Below are 24707 nucleotides of genomic sequence, written 5' to 3'. Positions count from 1 at the left end.
CGTCAGAGCTGAGAAGCGCTTCCGGCTTCCCGCGGGTCAGCGGGTGGGTCGGTCGCTGTCTTCTCGTCGTCCTGCGCGGTCGGGGATGCCAGCAGGAGGGTCGTGTCACGTCCTGGGTGCCGGCGCCCGACCACCACGAACGCTACCAGCGCACCGACGCCGACGATGATCGACGTCCAGACGTTGAGGCGCAGTCCGAGGATGTGGGTGGCCGGGTCGATGCGCAAGAGCTCGATCCAGAGGCGACCGGTCGTGTAGATCACGACGTACAGCCAGAACACCCGGCCGTAGCCGAGCTTGTACCGGCGGTCGATCCAGATCAGCAACGCGGCACCGGCGAAGTTCCAGAGCATCTCGTAGAGGAACGTCGGGTGGTAGATGCCGCCGGCCTCTCCCGTCTCCGGGTTCGGGTCGATCCGCAGCCCCCACGGCACGCTCGTCGCCCGGCCGTACAGCTCCTGGTTGAACCAGTTGCCGAGCCGGCCGATTCCCTGCGCCACCAGCAGACCCGGTGCCAAGGCGTCCGCGAAGGGCGCGAGCCGGACGCCCTGACGTCGGCACCCGATCCAGGCGCCGACGGCACCGAACGCGACCGCTCCCCAGATCCCGAGCCCGCCCCGCCAGATGTACAGCGCCGCCACCGGGTCCCCACCCGGGCCGAAGTACGCCTCCGGTGAGGTGATCACGTGGTAGATCCGGCCACCGACGATCCCGAACGGGACGGCCCAGAACGAGATCTCCAGGACCGTGTCGGCGTCGCCGCCACGCTCGACCCAGCGTCTCCGGGTCATCCAGAGCGCGGCCACGATGCCCAGCAGGATCGCGAACGCGTAGGCGCGGATCGGGAAGGGACCGAGGTGCCAGACGCCCTGCGGCGGGCTCGGGATGACGGCGATCACCTCGCCGACCTCACACCCTCTGCGAGGGCCGACGTGAGCCGTGCGAGGTCCGCACGACCCGTCGCGGCGTCGGGAGCGTCGACCAACGTGCGGACGAGGGCCGTCCCGACGATCACCCCGTCGGCGTACCCGGCCACCTCCGCGGCCTGCTCCGGGCGGGCGACGCCGACGCCGACGCAGACCCTCTCGGCTCCGGCGGCGCGAGTGTCCGCGACGAGCTGCTCGGCGCGGTTGCCGAGCGTCGCTCGCTCGCCCGTCACGCCCATGGTCGATGCCGCGTACACGAAGCCACGCGAGGCAGCACTGGTCGAGGCGAGCCGTTCGGGAGTGCTGCTCGGGGCCACGAGGAAGACCCGGTCCAGGCCGTGCGCGTCGGAAGCGGCAAGCCAGTCGGCGGCCTCGTCGGGGATGAGGTCGGGCGTGATGAGGCCCGCACCGCCCGCCGACGCCAGGTCGCGGGCGAACGCGTCGACGCCGTAGCGCAGGACGAGGTTCCAGTACGTCATGATCAGGATCGGCGCCCCACGACCCGAGACCTGCTCGACCGCCCGGATCGTGTCACGGACCTTGGTCCCCCGGGCGAGCGCCGCGTCGACCGCCGTCTGGATCAGCGGGCCATCCATGACGGGGTCGGTGTACGGCATGCCGAGCTCGATCACGTCCGCACCCGCGTCGATCATCGTGCGGACGGCGTCCACCGAGTCGTCGACGCTCGGGTAACCGACCGGCAGGTACCCGATGAGGGCGGGCCGACCGAGACCGTCGAGGAACTCCCCCACCTGCGACCGGACGTCCAGCACGCTCACAACTGTTCTCCCTGGTCGGCGAGCACGACAGGCTCGTCGTCGATGAGGTCGAACCACGCCGCTGCCGTGGCCACGTCCTTGTCGCCGCGACCGGACAGGTTCACCAGCAGCACCGGCTCGTGACCGTCGTCGCCGGTCCAGCCCGCCAGCTCGTCGCCGAGTGCGATCGCACCCGCGAGGGCGTGGGCGGACTCGATCGCGGGGATGATGCCCTCCGTGCGGCACAGGATGCGGAACGCGTCCATGGCCTCGACGTCGGTGACCGGGCGGTAGTCGGCGCGGCCGATGTCGTGCAGCCACGCGTGCTCAGGCCCGACGCTCGGGTAGTCCAGGCCGGCCGACACCGAGTGGCTGGGCAGCGTCTGGCCGTCGTCGTCCTGCAGCAGGTAGGACTTCGCACCGTGCAGCACGCCAGGCTCACCACCCGAGAACCGGGCCGCATGGCGACCGGACGAGATGCCCTCGCCTCCCGCCTCGAACCCGAAGAGCCGGACCTCGGGATCGTCGAGGAACGCGTTGAAGATACCCATCGCGTTCGAGCCGCCGCCGACGCACGCTGCCACGGCGTCGGGCAGCCGGCCGATCTCCTCGAGGAGCTGAGCCTTGGCCTCCTCGCCGATGATCTTGTGGAAGTCGCGGACCATCTCGGGGAACGGGTGCGGTCCGGTGACCGTGCCGAGCAGGTAGTGCGTCGTCTCGACGTTGGCCACCCAGTCGCGCAGAGCCTCGTTGATCGCGTCCTTCAGCGTGCGCGACCCGATGGTCACCGGGATCACCTCGGCACCGAGCAGACGCATCCGCGCGACGTTGAGCGCCTGCCGCTGCGTGTCCTCCTCGCCCATGTACACGACGCACTCGAGGTCCAGCAGCGCGGCGGCGGTCGCGGTCGCCACGCCGTGCTGACCCGCGCCGGTCTCGGCGATCACCCGGGTCTTGCCCATGCGCTTGACCAGGAGCGCCTGCCCCAGGACGTTGTTGATCTTGTGCGAGCCGGTGTGGTTCAGGTCCTCGCGCTTGAGGAACACCCGCACGCCGCCGGCCACGTGCTTCGCGAAGCGCGGGACCTCGGTCAGCGGGCTCGGGCGCCCGGTGTAGGTGCGGTGCAACCGGGCCAGCTCGCGTCCGAACGCGGGGTCGGTCAGCGCCTTGTGGTACTCGGTGTCGAGCTCGTCGAGCGCCGCGATGAGCGCCTCAGGCACGAACCGGCCGCCGAACTCCCCGAAGTACGGGCCCGCGTGGGTGGACAGCGGGCCGTCGGACACGGCCTCCAGCATCTTCGCGGAGACAGGCCGACCGCTCACTGGCGCACCGCTCGCAACGACGGGTGGGATCCGGCAGCCACGAGGTCCGCGACCGACTCCCGGGGGGCGTCGTCCGTCACGAGGGCCTCGCCGACGAGGACCGCGTCCGCTCCTGCGCGGGCGTAGTCCATGACGTCGTGCGGGCCGCGGACGCCCGACTCGGCGATCTTGATGATGTGCGAAGGGATCGCCGGGGCGACGCGCGAGAACGTCGTGCGGTCCACCTCGAGCGAGCGCAGGTCGCGGGCGTTGACGCCGATGACGCGCGCACCGGCGTCGGCGGCGCGAGCGACCTCCTCGACGTCGTGCACCTCGACCAGAGCGGTCATGCCCAGCGAGTGCACCCGTTCCACCAGCGACTCGAGCACGGTCTGCTCGAGGGCGGCGACGATCAGCAGGACGAGGTCCGCACCGTGCGCCCGCGCCTCCCAGACCTGGTACGGCGTGACGACGAAGTCCTTGCGCAGCACGGGGATGTCGACCCGCGCGCGCACCGCGTCCAGGTCCGCGAGCGAGCCGTGGAACCGGCGCTCCTCGGTGAGCACGGAGATGACGGCAGCGCCGCCCTTCTCGTACTCGGCTGCCAGGGCGGCCGGGTCCTTGATCGTCGCGAGAGCGCCCTTGCTCGGGCTCGAACGCTTCACCTCGGCGATCACCCGGACCGCGTCCTCGGCGCGCAGCCTGTTGAGGCAGTCGAGCGCGGACTCCCGGCGGTCCGCCTGCTCCTTGACCAGCGCGAGCGGCGTGGCTTCCTCGCGGACGGCAAGGTCCTGCCTGACGCCGGCGATGATGTCGTCCAGCACGGTCATCGAAGACTCACCCTCTCCCTTGTCGGCTCAGCCCGCACACCGGTGTGAGTGGCTTGGGACCCGGGCTCCATCGTAGGGGCGCCGAACGGGTGACCCGGACCACAGCCGAGTGCTGGGACGCCTCGTGCGCCTGCCGGACCAGGCGACCGGTGGACGCCTCACGCGTGGCCGCGTGATTCAGGGGGCCAGCCAGGGTGCCAGCGCGGGGATGTTCCGCGCGACCCAGTAGACGAGCACGAGCACGAGCAGGGCCCAGATCCATCCGGGGCGGGCCAGGGTGCGCCGAGGCCGGCCCGTGACCGAGCGCCGGGTCCAGGCGATCCAGCTGCCGACGACGAACGGCAGCGCGAGCATCATGAGCGGGTTCATGCCCCACGCACCCGAGACGTCGAGCAGCGCGAGGTCGTGCAGGGCCCGCAGGGAGCCGCACCCCGGGCAGTACAGGCCCGTCAGCCAGAGGAACGGGCAGGTGGGGTAGTGACCCGGTCGGTTCGGGTCGACGAGCGCGAGCGTCGCGAGGCCCACACCGGCGACTACCGCGACGGCGACCGGCCCTGCGACGCGCCCCACCAGTCGCTGCCGAGCAGGCGGGGGCGGCGCCGACGTGTGGTCGTCGACGCCCCCGCCCAGCTCGAGCGGAGTCATCTACCTCAGTAGCCCGAGTTCGATGACGCGAGGGACCCGATGACGACGAGGCCGACGTAGGCGGCGATCAGGATGCCCCCGACGATCGCGCTCCACATGGCGAACTGGCGGGCCTTCACCGAGGAGGCCTGCGCGCCGGCGACGTCGCCCTGCGCCCACTTCGAGTTGACCTGCGACGCGAAGACGATCGAGGGGATGCCGAGAGCGATGCAGCAGAAGACCGTCGTCAGGATCGACCACACGAGGTAGTTGTTCGGCGGCGCTCCCACGGGCGCGCCGTACTGCGGCGCGTAGGGGGCGCCGCCGTACTGCGGGGCTGCTCCGTACTGCGGGCTGCCGTACTGCGGCGCGGGCGGCGCCGTCGGCGGCGGGGGCGGCGGGGTGCCGTACGGAGACGGGTACTGAGGCGCCGAGGGATCCTGCGGGACGCCGGGCTGCTGGGGCTCCTCCGGGTTCCCGCCGTACGGGTTCGGGGGGTCGTTCGGAGTCGACATGTGTTCTCCTCGGTCGGGCCGCGTCCGGCCCCTTGCCGGTCGTCGGTCTGGCTGTGGTACCCGCGCGGGGCGGGCGTTGAAGAGAGAGCGGTCAGTGTCCGCCGTGGCTCGCCTGGCGTGCCCGGGTCTTGGCGCCACCCTGGCCGTAGCCGGCCGAGACGAGAAGCCTCGCGACCACCAGGCTGACGGCGATGAGACCGATGCCGACCCAGAAGAGCCACTCGAGCGCGAACGCGACCCCCAGACCTGCCACCGTGAAGGCGATGACGACCGCGTAGGTGGTGAACCAGGCAGCGACCGTCTTGCCGTGGTTCGTCGGCGCCGCCGTCGGCGGCAGGTTCAGCTTCTCGGTGACGGTGACGTTCTGCGCGCGGTGCGCGAGGGTGCGGTCTGCCATGGTGTGGTGCCCTTCGTGCTCGGTTCTGCGGCACACCCTAGCGGACCGGCACTCTGCATCGGGCGCTCGTTCGGCTCCAGGTCAGGACGGATCGTCGCCGCGGCTGAGTGCGTCCCAGTCCGCCCGCTCGTCTGCCGCCCCGGCGGGGGCGGCGGGGTCCGGCGTCGCCTGGTAGCGGCGTGTCGGACCGGACCACTGTCGCGACGCCACGAGGAGCCAGGCGGCGGCCAGGACGTCGACGGCACCGACGACCAGCGAGACAGTCGGCCACGCGCTCGTGGCGACCGGACCGGACAGATGTCCGACGCCGGTGTGCGCGGCGACCACGGGCGCCACAGCGGCGGCCGGGTCGGAGAGCGCGGACGCCGTCGTCGCGACGACGAGCACCCCACAGCCGGCCACGACGAGGGCGACGACCCAGCGCCCGACACGTCCGACGAGCGAGATCGCCGCTGCAGCAGCGAGCATCGCCACCGCCGCGGCGAGGATCCCGGGGGCCACGTCAGTGCCGTGGACCGCGATCTCGACCGTCCCTTCGAGCGCCGTCGAGCCGCTGGTGGTGAACCAGACAGGGACAGCCGCGAGCGCCGTGACCCCGGCCAGGACGAGCAGCAGCGCGGCCGCACGGCCGCGGCCGCGGCGCCGGGTCGCCCGTTCCGTCACGCGCCCGCGCGACGCAGGCGGGACGCCACCTGGACGGCGCGCACAGCCGCGGCGGCCTTGTTCCGGGACTCCTCGTACTCCAGCGCCGGGACCGAGTCCGCGACGATCCCGCCACCGGCCTGCACGCTCGCCCGACCCTCGCGGATGAGCGCCGTCCGGATCGCGATCGCCATGTCCATGTCACCCGCGAAGTCGAAGTAGCCGACCGTGCCGCCGTAGATGCCGCGCCGGGACGGCTCGATCTGGTCGATCAGCGCGATCGCCCGCGGCTTCGGCGCGCCGGAGAGCGTGCCGGCCGGGAAGGTCGCGACCAGCGTCTGGAGCGCGGTGGCGCCCTCGCGGAGCCGGCCGACCACGGTCGAGCAGATGTGCATGATGTGCGAGTACCGCTTGACCGCCATGAACTCGACGACCTCGACGCTGGTCGGCTCGCAGACCTTGACGAGGTCGTTGCGCGAGAGGTCGACCAACATGATGTGCTCGGCACGCTCCTTGGGGTCCGCCAGCACCTCGTCCTGCAGCGCCAGGTCCTCCTCCGGCGTCGCGCCGCGGGGCCGTGACCCGGCGATCGGGAACGTCACCACCCGGCCGGAGGTCACCTTGACCAGGGTCTCCGGGCTCGAGCCGACGACCGCGAAGTCCCCGCCGTCCGCGTCCTGCAGCTGCAGGTAGTACATGTACGGGCTGGGGTTGATCGTGCGCAGGACCCGGTAGACGTCGAGCGGGTCGGCCGGGCAGTCCAGGTCGAGACGCTGCGAGAGGACGACCTGGAACACTTCGCCGTCGCGGATCGCCTCCTGCCCCGTACGGACGGAGTCCTCGAACTCGGCGCGCGTCGACCGGAAGCTCAGCGGCGGCTCGTCGACGTCGGCGAGCACCCCCAGACCCGGGTCCGCCGGCTGCAGCAGGGCGGCCTGCATCGCGTCGAGCCGGGCGACGGCGTCCGCGTGCGCGTCGTCGACCCGCTCGTCCGTGTCGTCGAAGTTGATCGCGTTCGCCACCAGCCACACCGAGCCGTCGTGGTGGTCGACGACGGCGAGGTCGGTGGCCAGCAACAGCGTCAGCTCTGGCACCCCGAGCTCGTCGGGTGCTTTCGCGGGCAGCGTCGGCTCCCAGTGCCGCACGATGTCCCACCCGAGCGCGCCGACCAGACCGCTCGTCAGGGGCGGCAGGCCGCCGATCGCCGGCGTGCGCAGCGCGTCCAGGGTCCCCGCGAGCACGTCGAGGGCGTCACCCTCGGTGGGCACGCCCACCGGCACGTCGCCGATCCAGACCGGGGCGCCGTCGCGCACGGTCAGCGTCGCGCGGGCGCGCACCCCGACGAACGAGTAGCGGTCCCAGGTCCCGTCGGCCTCCGCCGACTCGAGGATGAACGTGCCCGGACGGCCGGCCGCGAGCGTGCGGTAGAGGCCGACCGGCGTGACGTCGTCGGCCAGCAGGCGCCGCACCACCGGGATCACGCGGCGCTCGGCGGCCAGCTCACGGAACGTCTCCAGCGACGGCCAGGTGCCTCCCCAGGGGACCTCCGCCGCGGCGACGGGGGTGGGCAGGTGAACGGGCGCCGGCGGCGCGCTCTGCGCTGTCACTGGAGGGCCTCGGATTCCTCGACGGGACGGGTGCCGACGACGGCAGGCAGCGGGCCGCCGGCGTCGAAGCAGGTGCGGGTGCCCGTGTGGCACGCGGCGCCGACCTGGTCGACCTCCACGAGGAGCGCGTCCCCGTCGCAGTCCAGGCTGACGGCCTTGACGTACTGGGCGTGCCCGGACGTGTCGCCCTTGCGCCAGTACTCCTGACGCGAACGGCTCCAGAACACCACGCGGCCGGTGGTCAGCGTGCGGTGCAGGGCCTCGTCGTCCATCCAACCGAGCATGAGCACCTCGCGGGTGTCGTGCTGCTGCACGATCGCGGCGACGAGCCCCTGCGGGTCGTGGCGGAGTCGCGTTGCGACGGCGGGATCGAGCGTGGGGACGGGTGCGGACGACACCCCACGAATCCTGCCATGCGCCAGGCCAGGGTCCGGCTGGCGTCTTACCGGGTCTGCGAGACCCAGGCGGAGTGGAGTGCGGCGTAGTGCCCCTCCCGGGCCACCAGGTCGTCGTGGTGCCCGACCTCGACCACGCGCCCGGCGTCGACGACGACGACCGAGTCGGCGGCTTCCGCGGTGGAGAGCCGGTGGGCGATCGTCACCGTGCTGCGCCCGCGCGTCAGCGACTCCAGGGCACGCGCGATGCGCACCTCGGTCGCCGGGTCGACGGCCGACGTCGCCTCGTCGAGGAGCAGGAGGTCGGCGTCCGCGAGGTACGCGCGGGTCAGCGCGACCAGCTGCCGCTCCCCCGCGGACAACGACTCGCCGCGCTGCCCCACGGCGGTGCCCAACCCGGCGGCCAGGTCGTCGACCCAGTCCGCGAGCCCGAGGGCCTCGACCGCTGCGCGGACGCGCGCGTCGTCGGCCGGCGCCCCCGCCGCGTCGTCGTCGGAACGCAGGCCGTAGGCGATGTTCTCCGCCAGCGTGCCGTCGAACAGGAACCCCTCCTGGGGCACCAGGACGACCCGACGGCGCAGCTGGTCGACGGGGATGTCCCGCAGGTCCACGCCGTCGAGCAGGACGGAACCGGCAGTCGGGTCCATGAACCGGGCGACGAGCTTGGCGATCGTGGTCTTGCCCGACCCGGTCGCGCCGACCACGGCGACCGACGACCCGGCAGGAACGGACAGGTCCACGTCGACGAGCACCGGCGGGCCGTCCGGGTAGCGGTAGGCGACGTCGCGCAGCTCGAGAGTCGCCGGACCGGGCGGGCTGGGCACGCCGTCGGCGCCGGCGTCGACCACCTCGATCGGCGTCTCGAGCACGCCGAGCACCCGGCGCCAGCCCGCGACGGCGTTCTGCAGCTCGTTGAGCACCTCGGTGGCCATCTGGACGGGACCCGTGAACAGCTGGACGAGGAACAGGAAGGCGAGCAGCTTGCCCACCGACAGCTGTCCCGCGATCCCGAGGTAGGTGCCCGCGACGACCACGACCGCGAGCACGAGGTTCGCGACGAGGACACCGCTGGAGAAGACCGCGCCCACCAGGTTCTGCGCCCGGACCATCGCCGCCCGGGTGGAGGCGACCGACTCGTCGATCCGACGTTGGGTGCGCTCGCCGACGCCGTACGCGCGGATGGTCTCCGCACCGACGACGGACTCGGAGATCGCACCGAGCATCGCGCCGACCCGCTCGCGCACGACCGTGTACCGCCCGTTGACGCGCTTCTGCAGCGGACGCAGCGCGAGGAACAGCGGAACGAAGCCCGCCCACACGATCAGGGTCAGCTGCCAGGAGTAGACGGCCATGAGGATGGTGGCCACGCCGATCTGCAGCACGGAGACGAGCAGCATGATGCCGCCCCACTGCACGAACAGCGAGATGGTGTCGACGTCCGAGGTGACGCGCGAGACGAGCGATCCGCGGCGCTCGGTGTTCTGCGTGAGCACGGACAGCTCGTGGACGTGGCGGAAGGCCTGCGTGCGCAGCGAGAACAGGCCGCTCTCGCTGGAGCGGAACAGTCGGACGTTGACGGCCGCAGAGCACGCGGCGCCGACGAGCAGACCGACCGCGGCCACGCTCGTGAGGATGACCACACGCCGCACGTCCGGGCCGCCGGGCGCCTGGATCCCGGTGTCCACGGTCTGCTGCACGGCGATCGGCACGAGGACCCGGCCGAACGACGCGACGACGGCCAGCAGGAACGTGACCTTCCACCCGGCGACGAGCTGCGGGGAGACCGCGACGCCGCGCCTGAGCGTGGCGAGGACGCCGAGCGAGCTCGCCGGTGCGAACGCGCTCACGCCGGGTCCTTCAGGAACGAGTCCACGACCTCGTCGAGCGCGAGCTCGTCGTCGACCTCCGCGGCGCGGCGGGCGCTCTCCTGCTCGTACGCGGTCGCCAGGTCGCGGTACCCGAGGTCGCGCGCCAGCAGCTCCTCGTGCGTGCCGCGATCCACCACGCGGCCGCCGTCGATGTGGACGACCTCGTCGGCGAGCAGCACCGACGACATCCGGTAGGCCACGAGCAGGACCGTCGGCCCTGTGCCCCCGCGCAGACCCCGCAGGATCGCCTGCTCGATGCGAGGGTCGACCGCAGACGTCGCGTCGTCGAGGATCAGGACGGCAGGTCCGCTTACCAGCGCGCGGGCGAGCGCCAGGCGCTGACGCTGCCCGCCTGACAGGTTCGCGCCGCGCTCGCCGAGCGGTGCGTCCAGACCGCCCGGCAGGGCACGGGCCACGTCGTCGACGCGCGCGACCCGCAGCGCGTCCCACACCGCCTCGTCGTCTGGGGCTCCGGGCTCACCCGCGTCGGCGAGCGTCACGTTTCCGCGCACGGTGTCCTCGAACACGAAGGTGGTCTGCGAGACGAGGGCGACGTGCCGGGCGAGGTCCGTCGGGCGCACCTCCCGCAGGTCGATGCCGTCGACCAGCACGGCACCGGCCGTCGGGTCGGTCAGCCGGCTCACGAGAGAGACGAGCGTGGTCTTGCCGGAGCCGGTCGGTCCCACGACCGCGACGGTCCGACCGGGTGCGACGTCCAGGTCCACGTCGCGCAGCAGCGCCAGGTCGCCGCCCCCGGGCAGCCCCACGCTCACTCCGACGCCCTGCAGCTGGACCCGCACGCCGCCTGTGGCCGGGGCCCAGGACCGGTCGCCGGGTGGGAGCGAGCTGCGCGCATCGAGGACCCGGGCTATGCGGTCGTACCCGACGAGCGCGCGTGGGACCTCGCCGAGCACCCACCCGAACGCCCGCACGGGGATGGCGAGCAGGGTCAGCAGGTAGGCGGCAGCGACGACGTCACCGGTCTGGACGTTCCCCGCGCTGACCTGCACCGTGCCCACGGCGAGCACGAGGAGCGTGCCCAGGCCGGGTAGGACGTCGATCACCGGGTCGAACATCGCTCGGACGGTCCCGACGCGGACGTTCGCGGCCCGCAGCTGGGTCGCCCGACCCGCGAACCGGGCCTCTTCGCGCGCGGCAGTGCCCAGCGACGTCACCAGGACCGCGGCTTCGAAGCTCTCGTGCGCGATGTCCGCGACCTCCGCCCGCAGCTGCTGGGCGCGGATCGCCGCGGGCGACATCCGACGTTGGAACACCACGTTCGCGACCACGGCGAGCGGGAGGACGACGAGGGCGGCCAGCGCCAGCCACACGTCGGTCCGGAACAGGGCGACCGTCGCCACGACGAGCATCACCGCGACGCCGAGCGCGAACGGCAGCGGGTTGAAGATGCCGGTCGCCGCCTCGACGTCCGCGCTCGCGTTGGACAGGAGCTGGCCGGTCGGGTGTCTGCGGTGCCAGCTCATCGGCAGGTGCAGGTACTGGCGGGTCACGCCGGCGCGGTGGTCCTCCTGGATGAGGGCGAACCCGCGGCCCGCGAAGATCCGACGCAGCGCGACCGTCACCGCGAGCGAGACGGCGACGAGGGCGATGGCCGCACCCGCTCGCCAGATCTCGCCGCACGCGTGCTCCGAACCGGAGATCGCCGGGACCACCACCTGATCGGTGATCGTGCCGAGCACCCGGCTGACGCCGACCGTGAGCACGCCGAAGACCGCGGACGTGCCGACGGCCACGACGTAGGTGCCCGGGTGGTCCCGCATCCCGCGCCACACGAGCTGCGCGGCGCGACGCGGCACCGAACCTGTGAGCGCCATGGATCGAGGTGGCGCTGCTGGCGTGGGCACGACAAGACCTTCCAAGGGGCGGGCTGGGACTGCCAGCCAGTTTCTCACGGGCGGGAGGACGGCCCGCTCGACGGGTCCGGACGCCCGCATCGTGCGAGCACGCGGGATGTCGTGGCACCGGATCGAGCGCGAGCAGCGCCCTCGCGGCCGCCGCACCTGCGACGGGTGGAGGCGCGCCACCTCGCGGCTCACGTCGTGCTGCGCGAACGTTCCCCGGTCGTCGGTCGCGCCCTCGTCGTTCCCGCCGCTGTCCGGACGGGCCGACGCAGCCATCGACAGGCTCGCGGACACGGCGATGACGCCGAGCGGGTACCAGTCACTCGTCGACCGCGTGGCCGCCGGACCCTCGCGGCTGCAGCCGACCGCGTGGGCCCCGGAGCTCGTCAACCTGCTGGCCGGCACGTCCTGCACCCCGCCCGGGACGGCGACGGCACGGCCGTGGTCCGCGGCGAGGTGAGCGAGCTGGCCCTCTACCTCGTCGGACGCGGTCGGGCGGCGGACGTCGACGGGCAGGGTTCGCCCGAGGACCTCGTCGCGCTGGGGCGCCCCCTGCCGGTTCGATCAGCCTGATGCTGCGCCGGCCGGGTGGCCCGTGTCGAGGATGTCGACCACGTAGACCACCGTCTGCCCGGCCATCTCCTCGCTGTCGGTGATACCGAGCGCGTAGGAAGGCGGCACCACGAGCATCACCTGGCTGCCCACCGGCTGGTCGACCAACCCCTCGGAGAAGGCCTGGACGTCCTGCAACGAGAACGAGACGGGCAGGCCGGTGTGCGACCAGCTCGAGTCGAACGGCTCGCCGGTCGTCCAGGAGAACCCCGTGTACTGGACGGTCACGACGTCGTCGGCCTCGACCTGGTCGCCGGTTCCCCGGATCAGCGGCTGGGCGCCGAGCGTTGTCGGAGGATCTGTACCGGTCGGCTTCATCGTCGGCGCACCGGACTGGTCGCGAGTCACGACCGGCTTACCGGCCACCGGCGGGACGACCTTCCCCGACGCCCGGGTCGGCAGGACGTCGATCACGGTGACCGTCGGGTAGTCCGTGGCGTCCGTCCCGCTGCCAGGGCTGATCTGCAGCAGGCGGGCGCCGACCTTCTGACCGCGCAGGGTCTTGAAGAGGTCCTTGCCCAGGTCGACCTCGGTAAGCATCTTGGCCATCGGCTTGGTGGAGTAGCTCTCCCTGACCAGCGACGCATCCGTCGCGTCCTCCAGCCAGTAGTCGATGAGGACGGCGTCGCCGTTCACCAGCGTGGGACCGGTGCCGGGCCAGAGCTGCTCCCGGTGCGTCTCCTTGACGTCGAGCGGCGTCAGGTAGGTGATCGTCGGCGCCTCCCCCGGCTCACCGGTCACCGTGACGTCCGGCACGGCGTCCTCGGGCGTGGTGCACCCGGCGACCCCGACGAGGGACAGCACGAGGGCGGCTGCCGCTGCCAGGGCGCGCAGTCGGCGCACGTCGGTCCTCCTCGTGGTCGCTGGGCCCGTGGCACGGGACACCTCGCCGACCGGACGACCGGCCGACGCACCGGGACACTGTACGGTCCCGACCTGGGTCGCCCGACAGGTTGCCGGCCCGTCAGCGACCCCTCACATCGACTCGATGAGCCGATCGACCCGCTCGTCGACGCTCCGGAACGGGTCCTTGCACAGGACCGTGCGCTGCGCCTGGTCGTTGAGCTTGAGGTGCACCCAGTCCACGGTGTAGTCCCGCCGGGCGTCCTGCGCGGCGCGCACGAAGTCGCCGCGGAGCTTCGCGCGGGTGGTCTGCGGCGGGACCGCGGTGGCCTCGAAGATCTCGAGGTCGGTGGTGACCCGCTCGACCATGCCCCGGGCCGCGAGCAGGTTGTACAGGCCCTCGGTCCGCGAGATGTCGTGGTAGGCGAGGTCGAGGCGTTGGACGCGCACGTCCGACAGCTCGAGGTTGTGCTTGGCCTGGTACCGCTCGATGAGCTTGTACTTGATCACCCAGTCCAGCTCGCGGTCCACGAGGGACAGGTCACCGGTGCGCAGTGCACGCAGGCCGCGCTCCCACAGGTCCAGCACCTGCTTGTTCTCCGGGGTCGGCCCACCCTCCGACGCAAGGAAGTCGCTGACCCGCGTCAGGTACTCCTCCTGCAGGTCGACCGCCGTGACGGTCCGCCCGTTCGCCATCGTGATCGGGTGCATGCCCGTCATGTCGTGGCTGATCTCACGGATCGCCCGGATCGGGTTCTCCAGCGCCATCTCCCGCATGGGCACGCCGGCCTCGATCATGCGCAGCAGCAGGTCGGTCGTGCCGACCTTGAGCATCGTCGTCGTCTCCGACATGGACGAGTCTCCGACGATGACGTGCAGGCGCCGGTAGTGCTCGGCGTCGGCGTGCGGCTCGTCGCGCGTGTTGATGATCGGCCGAGAACGGGTGGTCGCGCTGGAGACTGCCTCCCAGATGTGGTCGGCGCGCTGCGACAAGCAGTAGACGGCTCCCCGCGGCGTCGAGAGCACCTTGCCCGCCCCCGTGAGGATCTGGCGCGTGATGAGGAACGGCACCAGCACGTCCGAGAGCCGCGAGAAGTCGCCCTGCCGGCGTACCAGGTAGTTCTCGTGGCAGCCGTAGGAGTTGCCCGCCGAGTCTGTGTTGTTCTTGAACAGGTGGATCGTGCCCGGCAGCCCCTCGTGCTCGAGCCGCTGCTGGGCGTCCGCCACGAGACCTTCGAGGATGCGCTCGCCGGCTCGGTCGTGCGTGACCAGCTGGCGGACGTCGTCGCACTCCGCCGTCGCGTACTCGGGGTGCGACCCCACATCCAGGTAGAGCCTGGAGCCGTTGCGCAGGAACACGTTCGACGAGCGTCCCCACGCGACGACCTTGCGGAAGAGGTACCGCGCGACCTCGTCGGCCGACAGCCCGCGCCCGTCCTGGGCGGCGCACGTCACCCCGTACTCGGTCTCCAGGCCGAAGATCCGCCTGTCCATCGCCATACCTCCCTGGTGTCGTGCAAGGCCGGTCAGTCGAGCAGGTCCTCCAGCAGGGCACCCGCGAGCCGACGGAACGTCCGACGCGGCCGCGTCCGGTCCAAGACGGCCACCTCCAGCTGCGAGGCCGGGATCGCCCGGTGCTCACCGCCGTCCTCCGCGGGCGCTCCGAGCGTCCGGACCGCCAGTCCGAGCACCTCGGGCAGCGTCATCCCGGCGCGCCACTCCTCCGTGACGAGCGTGCCCAGCCGCTCGGCCTGCCCACCCATGACGACGTAGCCGTGCTCGTCCGTGACCGAACCGTCGTACGCGAGCCGGTAGATCTGGTCCCCGGACGCCTGCTGGCCCACCTCGGCCACCACGATCTCCACCTCGAGCGGCTTGGACTCGGTGGTGAACACGGTCCCGAGCGTCTGGGCGTAGGCGTTGGCGAGCCCGCGAGCCGTGACGTCCACCCGGTCGTAGGAGTAGCCGCGCAGGTCGGCGTAGCGCACCCCGGCGACCCGGAGGTTCTCGAACTCGTTGTACTTGCCGACGGCTCCGAAGCCGATCCGGTCGTAGATCTCCGAGATCTTGTGCAGCGCTCGCGACGCGTTCTCCGTGGCGAACGCGATCCCGTCGTCGTACTGCAGGACCACGACCGACCGACCGCGCGCGATGCCCTTGCGCGCGTAGTCGGCCCGGTCCTTCATCAGCTGTTCGGGCGAGACGTAGAAGGGCATGCTCATCGCTGGCCACCTCCCCGGGCCCGGTGAGCCCCTCGCCGCTGGTCCTCGACCTGCTCGACGATCGCCGCGAGCTGGTCGTCGGAGGCCCGTAGGTAACCGGACTCGGTCACCGTCGCGACGACGGGCCAGATCCCCCGCGTGCGGTCCGGACCGCCGGTGGCCGAGTCGTCGTCGGCCGCGTCCCAGAGTGCCTCGACAGCCACGCGGACGGCGCCCTGTGCGTCGAGGTCGTGCTTCCACAGCTTCTTGAGCGAGCCCCGCGCGAACACCGAACCGGATCCCACGGCGTGGTGGTCGTGCTCCTCGTACCGACCGCCCGTGACGTCGTAGGAGAAGATCCGGCCCGTCCGCTTGTCGAGGTCGTAGCCACCGAACAACGGCACGACGGCGAGCCCCTGCATCGCGAGCCCGAGGTTCCCCCGGATCATCGTCGCGAGCCGGTTCGCCTTGCCGTCGAGAGAGAGGATCGAGCCCTCGATCTTCTCGTAGTGCTCGAGCTCGAGCTGGAACAGCCGGACCAGCTCGATGGCGAGGCCCGCGGTACCGGCGATGCCGACCGCCGAGTACTCGTCGGCCGGGAAGACCTTCTCGATGTCGCGGCTCGCGATCATCGACCCCATGGTCGCGCGCCGGTCCCCCGCCATGACGATGCCGCCGTCGAACGTGAGCGACACGATCGTCGTGCCGTGCGGCGCCTGCACCTCCCCGGCGGGTCGGCTGCCCGGCAGCAGGTGCGGTGCGTGACTGGACAGGAACTCCACGAACGACGACGAGCCGGGCGTCGTGAACGCGTGCGGCAGCCGCCCAGAGGCGGACGTGTCGTACCGGTTCACTGGCCGCCCTTCTGGACGAACCCGCGGACGAACTGCTCCGCGTTGGACTCCAGGACGTCGTCGATCTCGTCGAGCAGGGCGTCGACGTCCGCGTCACGTGACTGCGCACTGGGCGCCGAGGGCGCGGGGGTGTCCGGACCGTCCTCCGGCTCCTCGTCCTCGCGACGTGGGCGTACGTGTTCCTGACCAGCCATCGTGACCTCCCGGTGTGCCAGCTGACGTGCTCAGCTCCACCCTAGGCCCATCCTCCGACGGTCCTGGCTCACGTGCTCGCTGTTCGGACGACCGGACGGGCGAACGTTGTCCACACACAGGCCGATCCGCTGACCCGCGGTCAATTGCACTGACAGGATCTCCCGATGACCGAGCCGGAGATCCACCTGACGCCTCCCATGGCCCATGCCCGGCGCGTCCTCCTGGACACCGCGCTGTGCCCGGCGTGTGGCAGCCGGGTCGTGACGACGACCTGTGGCACGTGCTGGCTCGACCTCTCGGGCGATGCGGGACGGCAGATCTGGCAGTCGTCGCTCGACGCCGTGGCCACGATCGAGGCACGGGCCGAGCTGGCCGCACGGTTCAGGGCCGCCCAGGCGGTCTCGGCGCCGCACGCGGCCCAGCCCACCTTCGTGCCCGCCGGCCCGGCCCCTGCCCCGGTCCCGTCCCCTGCTCCGGTCCCGCGCTTCGCACCCCCGTCGCACGTACCGCCGCCCCGGGTCGCGAAGCCGCGGGTCCCGTGGCGGGTGCAGACCGTCCTGCAGATCCTCGGCGTGGCGCTCCTGGCCATGGCCAGCCTCGTGTTCCTGGTGTTCAGCTGGGACGTCATGGACGTCGCCCAGCGGGGGGCCGTCATCGCCTTGGGCACGATCGTCGTCCTGGGCCTCGCGGTCGTCCTCGAGCGCCGCGAGCTGCACGGGTCGGCGCAGGCGGTCGGTGTGCTCGGAGCCGTGCTCGTCGTCCTCGACGCGTGGGCGGTGTACGCGATCGGTCTCGTCCCTGACGCCGACCCCGCGGTGTACGCGGCTGTCGCCTGCCTCATCTGCGCGACCCTGCTCGGGGCGTACGGCGTCCTGGCCAGGATCCGGGCCGGGACGGTCAGTGCCGCGGTGCTGCTCCCGCTCGCTCCGCTGATGCTGCTGGGGACGGCTGGGTCGGTGGCCGGCGTGGCCACGCTCCTGCTCGCCGTCGTGGCGGTCGCCACGCTCCGCTTCGTCCCGTGGGCCCGCGGGACGAACCTGTCCGCCGAGCGCGCCGTCCTCGACGTCTTCGCATTCGCCGCGATGGGGCTGGCGTGGTTCACCGCAGTCGTCGGGACGCTGAGCACCTCAGGCGACGATCGCGGGGCATGGTCCTGCGTCGCCGTACTCCTCTCCGGCGCACTCGTCGGCACCCTCCAGTCGGTGCTGGCCGCGCTCCAGGATCGTGCCGCCGGGGCGCTTCGGGCTTCGTCGTGGGCCGTCTGGGTCGGCGTGTCGACCGCGACCGCGGCGACCATCACCTCGGTGCTCGCAGGGTTCGACGCCGTGCTGCTGCCTGCAGCCACCGCGGTCGCCGGTGTGCTCGTGGTCGCTCGCTGGCCTCGCGGACTACGTGGACGGCGGCTGGCCGGACGCTGCGCCGACGCAGCGACGATCGGCACGCTCGCAGTCGGCGTACCGACCCTCGGACGGCTCGTGCTGGTGGGCGCAGACACGGTCGCGAACCCCGCCGTCACGAGCTGGACCCTCGAGCGGGCCACCGGAGAGCTCGGTGGATCCGTGGCGCTGGTGGCGCTCCTCCTGGTCGTCGCCCGGTGGCGCGGCGGCCATGCCGCACCCGCGGCTCGGCACGGCGCCGCGGCAGTGACCACCACGCTCGTGCTCGTCGCGACCGCGCTCGTCGGCGGCGGGCACGCGAACGCTGCGCTCGTGGTGGCCAGCTCCGCCGCCGCCGTGACAGGGCTCCTGCGAGTCGGGTGGCTCCGCTGGTACCTGCGCGTCGGGGCGACGGTCGGTCTGGTCGCGGCCCTCGTCGCGAGCGCCGGGCAGTCGTGGTGGATCGGGGTGGTCCTGGCCGCCGGGGCTGCCGTGGCGTTCTCGTCGCGCTGGTGGAGCCGCTCCGAGCTCGCTCGGGCGGTCTCGACGCTTGCCACCTCCGTCCTCGGATGGGGAGCACTGGCACAGCTTCTGACCGCGGGCGACGTCGCCGAGGCCCTCACTGTCGCGGCCGCGACATCGGTTGCCGTCCTGACGGCCGTCGCCCTGTGGTGGGCGCGCACCGTGCCGGAGCGGCACGTCGCACTCACCGTCGGCGGCATCGTGGGCGGCGTGACCTGGGCCGTCGCAGCTCCGCTCTCGCCTGCGGTCGCCGGTCCCATGGTCGCCCTCTGTGCGGTCACGGTCCTCGCCGAGCTCGCGGTCGCCGTGTGGGGACCCGGGAGGCTGCTGGCGCCGGTGGTCATCGGGGCGACCGCGGTCGCTGCCCCGACGACCGTCCTCGCACTCGTCACGGCGCGCGCACTGACCGGCTGGCCGGACGCCGTCGCACTCTGCCTCGTCATCGTGACGATCGGCGGGGTAGCGGCAGTGATCGCCGGAGCGCTGCCCGTCCGACTCGCCGACCGGCGGGTCCCGCTGGAGGTCTCCGGCTGGGCCGTCGTCGCCGTCGGAGTTCTCGCGTCGGGCGGCTACAGCACCTCCGTCGCCGCCTTGAGCCTCGTGCTCGCCGCGCTCGTGGCCGGCGTGTGCTCGGTTCGCCTGGACCGGCGCGCCGAGCTCTGGGCAGCGCTCGGGCTGCTCGTCGCGGCGTCGTGGTGCGCCCTCGTCGTCCGGGACGTCGGGGTCCCGGAGGCGTACCTGGCTCCGCTCGGGGCGGTGCTCACCGTCGTCGGGCTCGTGCGCTGGCGATACGGCGGCGCCCAGGCCGCCGTCCTGCTCGGGAGCGGGCTCGCCCTGGCCACCGTTCCGACCGCGGTGGTCTCCGACCCACTCGTGCTCTGGGGTGCAAGTCTCGACCGCACCCTCCTCGCCACCGCCGCGTCCACCGTCCTCGTCCTCGCAGCCCATGTGGTCGTGCGCCGACGCCCGGCACCCCACGCTGCCGACGTCGTCGACCCGGTCCTCGCGCTCGCCGCCGTCGGCGGGGCTCTCGCCCTGCTCGGTCCGACGCGGCGCGCCGTGGTGCTCGCCGCGCAGAGCTGGCCCGATCACCAGCAGCCCGCCATCGAGGCGTGGGCGTTGCCCGCGGCCGCCCTGCTCGCCGGGGCCTGCGTCGCCTGGCTGCTCGCCCGGCCCGGTCGGGACCCGCTGCTGCGGAGGGCGACGCCGTGGCTCGTCGTGCTCGTGGCCTGCGCGCCCGCGCTGCTCGCCCGCGACGACGGACCCGTGGGGGTCGTGCGGTTCGGCGTCGGCGCCGCGCTCGGCACCTACCTGGCAGCCCGGGGTGCAGCCCGCACGACCCTGCTGCCCGGCGGGCGTGGAGCTCGCTGGACCGCGCCGCCGGCCGACCTGTTCTGGATGGGCGCGCTCGTTCTCGCTCTCAGCACGAACGCTGCCCTGCACCACGAGTCCGGGGTCCCGCAGGACGCCATCGTCGTCGGGCTCGGTCTGCTCGCCCTGGTGGTCGGTGCGGTCCGTCTGCGTGCGGTCCCGGAGACGCAGTCCTGGCTCGCGCTGGGCCCCGGGCTCGTCGGTGCTCTGGCGGTCCCTACGCTGACCGCGCTCGCCACGGGTGCCGGCTGGCGCGTCGGCCTCGTCATCGCGGGAGGGCTGCTCGCCGTCTGGGTGGGTGCCGCGCGGCGCTGGCAGGCGCCGTTCGTCGTCGGATCGCTGGCTCTCCTGGTCCAGCTGCTCGTCCAGCTCGCTCCTGTGACGCGCCAGGCGATCGGCGGGCTGGGCTGGTGGCCGATCCTCGCCGTGGGAGGGGCGGCCCTCCTCGGGCTCGGGCTCACCTACGAACGTCGGCTCCGTGACGCCAAGGAGGCGGTCCGCTACGTCGCCGCGATGAGCTGACGTCAGGCTCCGAGCGCCTCCAGCAGCGACGCCGCGTCCGGGCTCCGGTCCAGCAGGTCGGCGACATGTGCTGCGGTGCCACGCAGCGGGTCGCGCATGGGCACGCGCTGCAAGGTGGCTGCCCCGGGGACGTCGAACACGACCGAGTCCCAGCTCGCGGCCGAGATCTCCGCGCCGTAGCGGGCGACCGCCTCACCGCGGAAGTACGCGCGGGTGTCCCGCGGCGGGTGCAGGACCGCCTCGCTCACCTGCTCCGGCGTGACGAGCAGCTCCACGGCGCCCGCGCTCACGAGCCGGTGGTACAGGCCGCGCTCGGGCCGCACGTCCGACCACTGCAGGTCCATCGCGGCCAGTCGCGGGTGGTCCCAGGCCAGGTGGTCTCGGCGACGCATTCCCTCGAGCAGGCGGAGCTTGGCGAGCCACTCCACCTCGCGGGCGCAGCTGGCCGGGTCGGTCGCGAGCCGGTCGAGCACGGATGCCCACCGGTCCAGCACGTCCTCGCTCTGCTCGTCGAGCTCGTCGCCGGTGTGTGCGAGCGCGCTCCGTACAGCGGTCAGGTACTCCCGCTGGATCTCGAGCGCCGTCAGCCGGCGCCCGTCCACGAGCTCGACGCGGGCGGTCAGGGTCACGTCGTGGCTGATCAGGTGGACCGCCTGCACCGGGTCGCGCAGCGTCAGTCGGTCGACGACGGACAGCGCACCGCCTGCTCCACCCTCGGCCACCGCCCGTTCGATGAGCCACAGGACGAGCGACGTGGTGCCCAGCCGCAGGTAGGTGGAGACCTCGAGCATGGTCGCGTCACCGATGATCACGTGCAGCCGGCGCCAGCGGTCGGGATCGGCGTGCGGCTCGTCCCGGGTGTTGATGATCGGACGCCGCAGGGTCGTCTCGAGACCGATCTCGGCCTCCATGTAGTCGGCCCGCTGCGATATCTGGAAGCCCGCCGCCTCGCCGCGCTGGCCCACCCCGACCCGCCCCGCGCCGGTGAAGACCTGGCGGGAGACGAAGAAGGGGATGAGTCGTGCCGCGAGGTCGTTGAACGGCACCGCGCGGTCGACGAGGTAGTTCTCGTGCATGCCGTAGGTGGCGCCCTTGCCGTCCACGTTGTTCTTGTACAGGGCCACGTCGGGGAGGGCTTGCGTCGAGGCGAGGGCCCGCACCGACGCCAGCATCACGCGCTCACCGGCCCGGTCCCAGCGCACGGCGTCGAGCGGGTTGGTGACCTCCGGCGAGGAGTACTCGGGATGCGCGTGGTCGACGTAGAGGCGTGCGCCGTTCGTGAGGATGACGTTGGCCGCACCTGGGTCCTCGTACTCGTCGGTGGACGCGCGCGGCAGGGCCTGCGGCCCGTCGCCCGAGGGTGCAGGCGCCTCCGGGTCGTCGGTCAGCAGCGACGGGTGGGCCGACGCGCGCTGCAGGTGGAACCCGCGGGCGTCGTGCAGCGGGTCCTCGTCGTCGTAGTCCCACCGCGCACGCGTGCGCGCACCGTCCCGCGCGGCTGCGTGCACGGCGACGACGTGCGACGACAGCAGCATCGGGTTGGCAAGCGGTCGGCCGGGCTGGAGGATCCCGTACTCGGTCTCGATCCCCATCACGCGGCGCACAGTCACGGGACCACCCTAGGGTCGTCCCGCGACCGCGCGCCGGTCTGTCCGTCGCCAGACGGGCTACAGGTACTGCCCCGTGCTCGTCACCGTCTCGATGGTGCGCGAACCCTCCGCACCCTTCTTGCCCTGCACGATCGTCCGGATGAAGACGATGCGCTCGCCCTTCTTCCCGGAGATGCGCGCCCAGTCGTCGGGGTTGGTCGTGTTGGGCAGATCCTCGTTCTCGCGGAACTCGTCGACGCACGCCGTCAGCAGGTGGTCCACCCGGATCCCCCGCTGCCCGCTGGCCAGGAAGTCCTTGATCGCCGACTTCTTGGCGCGGTCGACGACGTTCTGGATCATCGCGCCCGAGTTGAAGTCCTTGAAGTAGAGGACCTCCTTGTCGCCGCTCGCGTAGGTGACCTCGAGGAAGCGGTTCTCGTCGCTCTCGGTGTACATGCGCTCGACGACGCGGCTGATCATCGCCTCGACCGCCTCCGACTGGGACCCGCCGTGCTCGGCCAGGTCGTCGGGGTGGATCGGCAGGCTGGCAACCAGGTACTTGGCGAAGATCTCGCGCGCCCCCTCGGCGTCCGGCCGCTCGATCTTGATCTTCACGTCCAGCCGGCCGGGTCGCAGGATGGCGGGGTCGATCATGTCCTCGCGGTTGGAGGCGCCGATGACGATGACGTTCTCGAGCCGCTCGACCCCGTCGATCTCCGACAGCAGCTGCGGCACGATCGTGGTCTCCACGTCGCTCGAGACGCCCGTCCCACGGGTGCGGAACAGTGACTCCATCTCGTCGAAGAACACGACGACCGGGTGCCCCTGCGACGCCTTCTCCCGGGCGCGCGCGAAGATCAGGCGGATGTGCCGCTCGGTCTCGCCGACGTACTTGTTGAGGAGCTCGGGGCCCTTGACGTTCAGGAAGAAGCTCTTGGTGTCGGCGGTGTCCTCACCTCGGGCAGCAGCCGCCGTCGCCGCGAGCGAGTGGGCGACAGCCTTGGCGATCAGCGTCTTGCCGCAACCGGGCGGGCCGTACAGGAGGACACCCTTCGGCGGCTTGAGCCCGTGCTCTCGGAACAGCTCGGGGTGCAGGAACGGCAGCTCGACGGCATCGCGGATCGCCTCGATCTGCGGGCCGAGACCCCCGATGTCCTTGTAGTCGATGTCCGGCACCTCTTCGAGGACCAGGTCCTCGACCTCGGCGCGAGGGATGACCTCGAAGACGAAGCCGCTGCGCGAGTCGATGGTCAGCGCGTCGCCGATCCGGACGTGCGCGTCGCGGACCTGGCCCGCGAAGCGGACCACGCGCTCCTCGTCGCCACGACCCACCACCAGCGCACGGTCGGTGCCGAGCAGCTCCTTGACGGTGACGAGCTCGCCGACCTCCTCGTAGCCGCCGGCCTCGACGACCGTGAGCGCCTCGTTGAGCATGACCTCCTGGCCCGGGCGCAGGGTCGCGACGTCGAGCGACGGGCTGGCACCCACGTGCATCTTGCGGCCGGCGGAGATGATGTCGACGCTTCCGTCGACCCGAGACCCGAGGAACGTGGCGTACGTGCCGGGCGGCTTGGCCAGGTCGTCCACCTGGCGTTTCAGGTCGATGATCTGCTCACGTGCCGCCACGAGCGCGTCACTGAGGCGCTCGTTCTTGGCCGCCAGGACACTGAGCTCTCGGTGCAGGTCCCGCCCAGGGGCGCCCGGATCAGTCATGTCGGCCTCCGTTCCGCTTGCGCGTAGCTCTCCGTCGTCAGGGCTCCGTCTCCATCGTGCACCGCGTTGTGCCTGCTGGTCCGACGACCCTAACCACAGATGTCAACACCCGGCCGCCCGACGCCCCCGACTCGTCCGGAAGTTCCCGAACTGTGACCCGTCGGTCAGATCGTCGGCGCCTGGCCGACATCGCGGCGCGCGCGACGCAGCTTCTTGTCGGACACCGCACGCTCGCCCATGGCCTCAGGCGACCACAGCTCGGAGTCGTCGACGGCGGGCGCGCCGTCCGCCGCCACGGGGTACGCACCCTTGGCGGGCCGGCGACGACGCTGCGGGGCGTCGACCCCGTCGGCCAGCCGTCGGGTGGTGAGCAGGAAGCCGGTGTGGCCGATCATCCGGTGCTGCGGGCGGACGGCGAGGCCCTCGAGGTGCCAGCCACGGACCATCGACTCCCAGGCCTCGGGCTCGGTGTATCGGCCGTCGCTCCGGATGTCCTCCGCGAGCCGGGACAGCTGCGTCGTCGTCGCGACGTAGGCGATGAGGACCCCGCCGGGTGCGAGCGCGTCGGCGACGGCCTCGAGGTTCTCCCACGGCGCGAGCATGTCGAGCACGACCCGGTCGACGCTGCCTGGCACTGCGACGGTCGGCAGGACGTCGGACAGGTCCCCGACCGAGAGCTCCCACGCCGGGTGCGGTCCGCCGAAGAAGCCATCGACGTTCCCGCGCGCGATCGCCGCGAAGTCCTCACGCCGCTCGATCGAGTGCAGCGAGCCCCCGTCGCCGACAGCGCGCAGCAGCGACATGGTCAAGGCACCGGATCCGACACCGGCCTCGATCACGCGGGCACCCGGGTAGATGTCGGCCATGGCGACGATCTGGCCCGAGTCCTTCGGGTAGACGACCGCGGCGCCGCGCGGCATCGAGAGCACGTAGTCGGCGAGCAGCGGACGCACGGCGAGGTACTCGATCCCCGACGTGTTCCGCACGACCGTCCCCTCGGGAGCACCGAGCAACGAGTCGTGCGTCAGGTAGCCACGGTGCGTGTGGAACGACCCACCCTCGGCCAGCGTGATCGTGTGCAGGCGCCCTCGGGGGTCGGTCAGCTGCACGCGGTCGCCCGCTCGGAAAGGACCGCGACGTTGCGCGGCACCGGTGGACGTCTGGTCGGGGGTCACGGTCCCCGA

At 72.2% G+C, this 24707-nt stretch carries 22 protein-coding genes; 2 read left to right on the top strand and 20 right to left on the bottom strand.

Features of this window, described 5'->3' with window-relative positions; translation table 11 throughout:
* Window positions 1-2: 2 nt before the first annotated feature.
* The 12 genes from lgt to I847_RS21185 form a co-directional block, all read right to left on the bottom strand.
* Window positions 3-899: a prolipoprotein diacylglyceryl transferase gene (lgt, locus tag I847_RS21195; protein ID WP_034608654.1), complete on the bottom strand. Its 897-nt coding sequence runs from the start codon at window positions 897-899 to the stop codon at window positions 3-5.
* The gene (trpA, locus tag I847_RS0100580; RefSeq protein ID WP_028048128.1) at window positions 896-1705 is read right to left on the bottom strand and encodes a tryptophan synthase subunit alpha; all 810 of its coding nucleotides are present in this window, start codon (window positions 1703-1705) and stop codon (window positions 896-898) included. The genes lgt and trpA overlap by 4 nt, the downstream gene beginning before the upstream one ends.
* Window positions 1702-2979, bottom strand: a complete 1278-nt coding sequence (trpB, locus tag I847_RS0100575) for a tryptophan synthase subunit beta (protein WP_034608893.1) — start codon at window positions 2977-2979, stop codon at window positions 1702-1704. The genes trpA and trpB overlap by 4 nt, the downstream gene beginning before the upstream one ends.
* Window positions 2980-3002: 23 nt before the next feature.
* Window positions 3003-3815, bottom strand: a complete 813-nt coding sequence (gene trpC / locus I847_RS0100570) for an indole-3-glycerol phosphate synthase TrpC (RefSeq protein WP_028048126.1) — start codon at window positions 3813-3815, stop codon at window positions 3003-3005.
* Window positions 3816-3992: 177 nt separating this feature from the next.
* Window positions 3993-4460: a DUF2752 domain-containing protein gene (locus I847_RS0100565; protein ID WP_028048125.1), complete on the bottom strand. Its 468-nt coding sequence runs from the start codon at window positions 4458-4460 to the stop codon at window positions 3993-3995.
* A gap of 5 nt (window positions 4461-4465) precedes the next feature.
* Window positions 4466-4954, bottom strand: coding sequence for a CD225/dispanin family protein (locus tag I847_RS26040; protein WP_028048124.1), 489 nt, complete (start codon window positions 4952-4954; stop codon window positions 4466-4468).
* A 91-nt stretch (window positions 4955-5045) separates the two neighbouring features.
* Window positions 5046-5351: an HGxxPAAW family protein gene (locus tag I847_RS0100555; protein ID WP_028048123.1), complete on the bottom strand. Its 306-nt coding sequence runs from the start codon at window positions 5349-5351 to the stop codon at window positions 5046-5048.
* A gap of 81 nt (window positions 5352-5432) precedes the next feature.
* Window positions 5433-6014 (bottom strand): Trp biosynthesis-associated membrane protein, encoded by a 582-nt coding sequence (locus tag I847_RS21190; RefSeq protein ID WP_051274337.1) that lies wholly within the window; start codon window positions 6012-6014, stop codon window positions 5433-5435.
* Window positions 6011-7600: an anthranilate synthase component I gene (locus I847_RS0100545; protein ID WP_231384022.1), complete on the bottom strand. Its 1590-nt coding sequence runs from the start codon at window positions 7598-7600 to the stop codon at window positions 6011-6013. The genes I847_RS21190 and I847_RS0100545 overlap by 4 nt, the downstream gene beginning before the upstream one ends.
* Window positions 7597-7998: a phosphoribosyl-AMP cyclohydrolase gene (gene hisI, locus I847_RS0100540; protein ID WP_034608652.1), complete on the bottom strand. Its 402-nt coding sequence runs from the start codon at window positions 7996-7998 to the stop codon at window positions 7597-7599. Before hisI ends, I847_RS0100545 begins: the two co-directional genes overlap by 4 nt.
* Before the next feature lie 44 nt (window positions 7999-8042).
* On the bottom strand, window positions 8043-9842 hold the full coding sequence (locus tag I847_RS0100535; RefSeq protein ID WP_028048121.1) for an ABC transporter ATP-binding protein: 1800 nt from the start codon (window positions 9840-9842) through the stop codon (window positions 8043-8045).
* On the bottom strand, window positions 9839-11698 hold the full coding sequence (locus tag I847_RS21185) for an ABC transporter ATP-binding protein (RefSeq protein ID WP_051274336.1): 1860 nt from the start codon (window positions 11696-11698) through the stop codon (window positions 9839-9841). Before I847_RS21185 ends, I847_RS0100535 begins: the two co-directional genes overlap by 4 nt.
* A gap of 136 nt (window positions 11699-11834) precedes the next feature.
* Here I847_RS21185 and I847_RS26430 point away from each other — a divergent pair, with 136 nt between their 5' ends.
* On the top strand, window positions 11835-12185 hold the full coding sequence (locus tag I847_RS26430; RefSeq protein WP_034608649.1) for a hypothetical protein: 351 nt from the start codon (window positions 11835-11837) through the stop codon (window positions 12183-12185).
* Window positions 12186-12289: 104 nt separating this feature from the next.
* Here I847_RS26430 and I847_RS0100515 read toward each other — a convergent pair whose 3' ends face one another.
* From I847_RS0100515 to I847_RS0100495, 5 genes are all read right to left on the bottom strand, one after another.
* Window positions 12290-13180, bottom strand: a complete 891-nt coding sequence (locus I847_RS0100515; protein ID WP_028048120.1) for an FKBP-type peptidyl-prolyl cis-trans isomerase — start codon at window positions 13178-13180, stop codon at window positions 12290-12292.
* A 132-nt stretch (window positions 13181-13312) separates the two neighbouring features.
* Complete coding sequence (gene pafA, locus I847_RS0100510) at window positions 13313-14674, bottom strand: Pup--protein ligase (RefSeq protein WP_028048119.1); 1362 nt, start codon at window positions 14672-14674, stop codon at window positions 13313-13315.
* A 32-nt stretch (window positions 14675-14706) separates the two neighbouring features.
* Entirely contained in the window at window positions 14707-15402 is a 696-nt protein-coding gene (prcA, locus tag I847_RS0100505) for a proteasome subunit alpha (protein WP_028048118.1), read from the bottom strand.
* A complete protein-coding gene (gene prcB, locus I847_RS0100500; protein WP_028048117.1) occupies window positions 15399-16235 on the bottom strand; it encodes a proteasome subunit beta in 837 nt (278 codons plus the stop codon). The genes prcA and prcB overlap by 4 nt, the downstream gene beginning before the upstream one ends.
* Window positions 16232-16429 (bottom strand): ubiquitin-like protein Pup, encoded by a 198-nt coding sequence (locus I847_RS0100495; RefSeq protein ID WP_028048116.1) that lies wholly within the window; start codon window positions 16427-16429, stop codon window positions 16232-16234. The genes prcB and I847_RS0100495 overlap by 4 nt, the downstream gene beginning before the upstream one ends.
* Before the next feature lie 165 nt (window positions 16430-16594).
* Here I847_RS0100495 and I847_RS0100490 point away from each other — a divergent pair, with 165 nt between their 5' ends.
* Window positions 16595-20221, top strand: coding sequence for an SCO7613 C-terminal domain-containing membrane protein (locus tag I847_RS0100490; protein WP_028048115.1), 3627 nt, complete (start codon window positions 16595-16597; stop codon window positions 20219-20221).
* A gap of 2 nt (window positions 20222-20223) precedes the next feature.
* Here the strand turns inward: I847_RS0100490 and dop are convergent, their stop codons facing one another.
* The 3 genes from dop to I847_RS0100475 form a co-directional block, all read right to left on the bottom strand.
* Complete coding sequence (gene dop / locus I847_RS0100485) at window positions 20224-21831, bottom strand: depupylase/deamidase Dop (RefSeq protein WP_028048114.1); 1608 nt, start codon at window positions 21829-21831, stop codon at window positions 20224-20226.
* A 57-nt stretch (window positions 21832-21888) separates the two neighbouring features.
* On the bottom strand, window positions 21889-23523 hold the full coding sequence (gene arc, locus I847_RS0100480) for a proteasome ATPase (RefSeq protein ID WP_028048113.1): 1635 nt from the start codon (window positions 23521-23523) through the stop codon (window positions 21889-21891).
* A gap of 164 nt (window positions 23524-23687) precedes the next feature.
* Complete coding sequence (locus tag I847_RS0100475; protein WP_028048112.1) at window positions 23688-24698, bottom strand: tRNA (adenine-N1)-methyltransferase; 1011 nt, start codon at window positions 24696-24698, stop codon at window positions 23688-23690.
* Window positions 24699-24707 lie beyond the last annotated feature (9 nt).

Origin of the sequence: Cellulomonas sp. URHD0024, from assembly GCF_000426185.1 — a bacterium.
In the GTDB taxonomy this organism is placed as follows: Bacteria; Actinomycetota; Actinomycetes; order Actinomycetales; family Cellulomonadaceae; genus Cellulomonas.
Note: the sequence above shows the minus strand (reverse complement) of the source record. Positions and strands in the feature narration are given on the sequence as shown.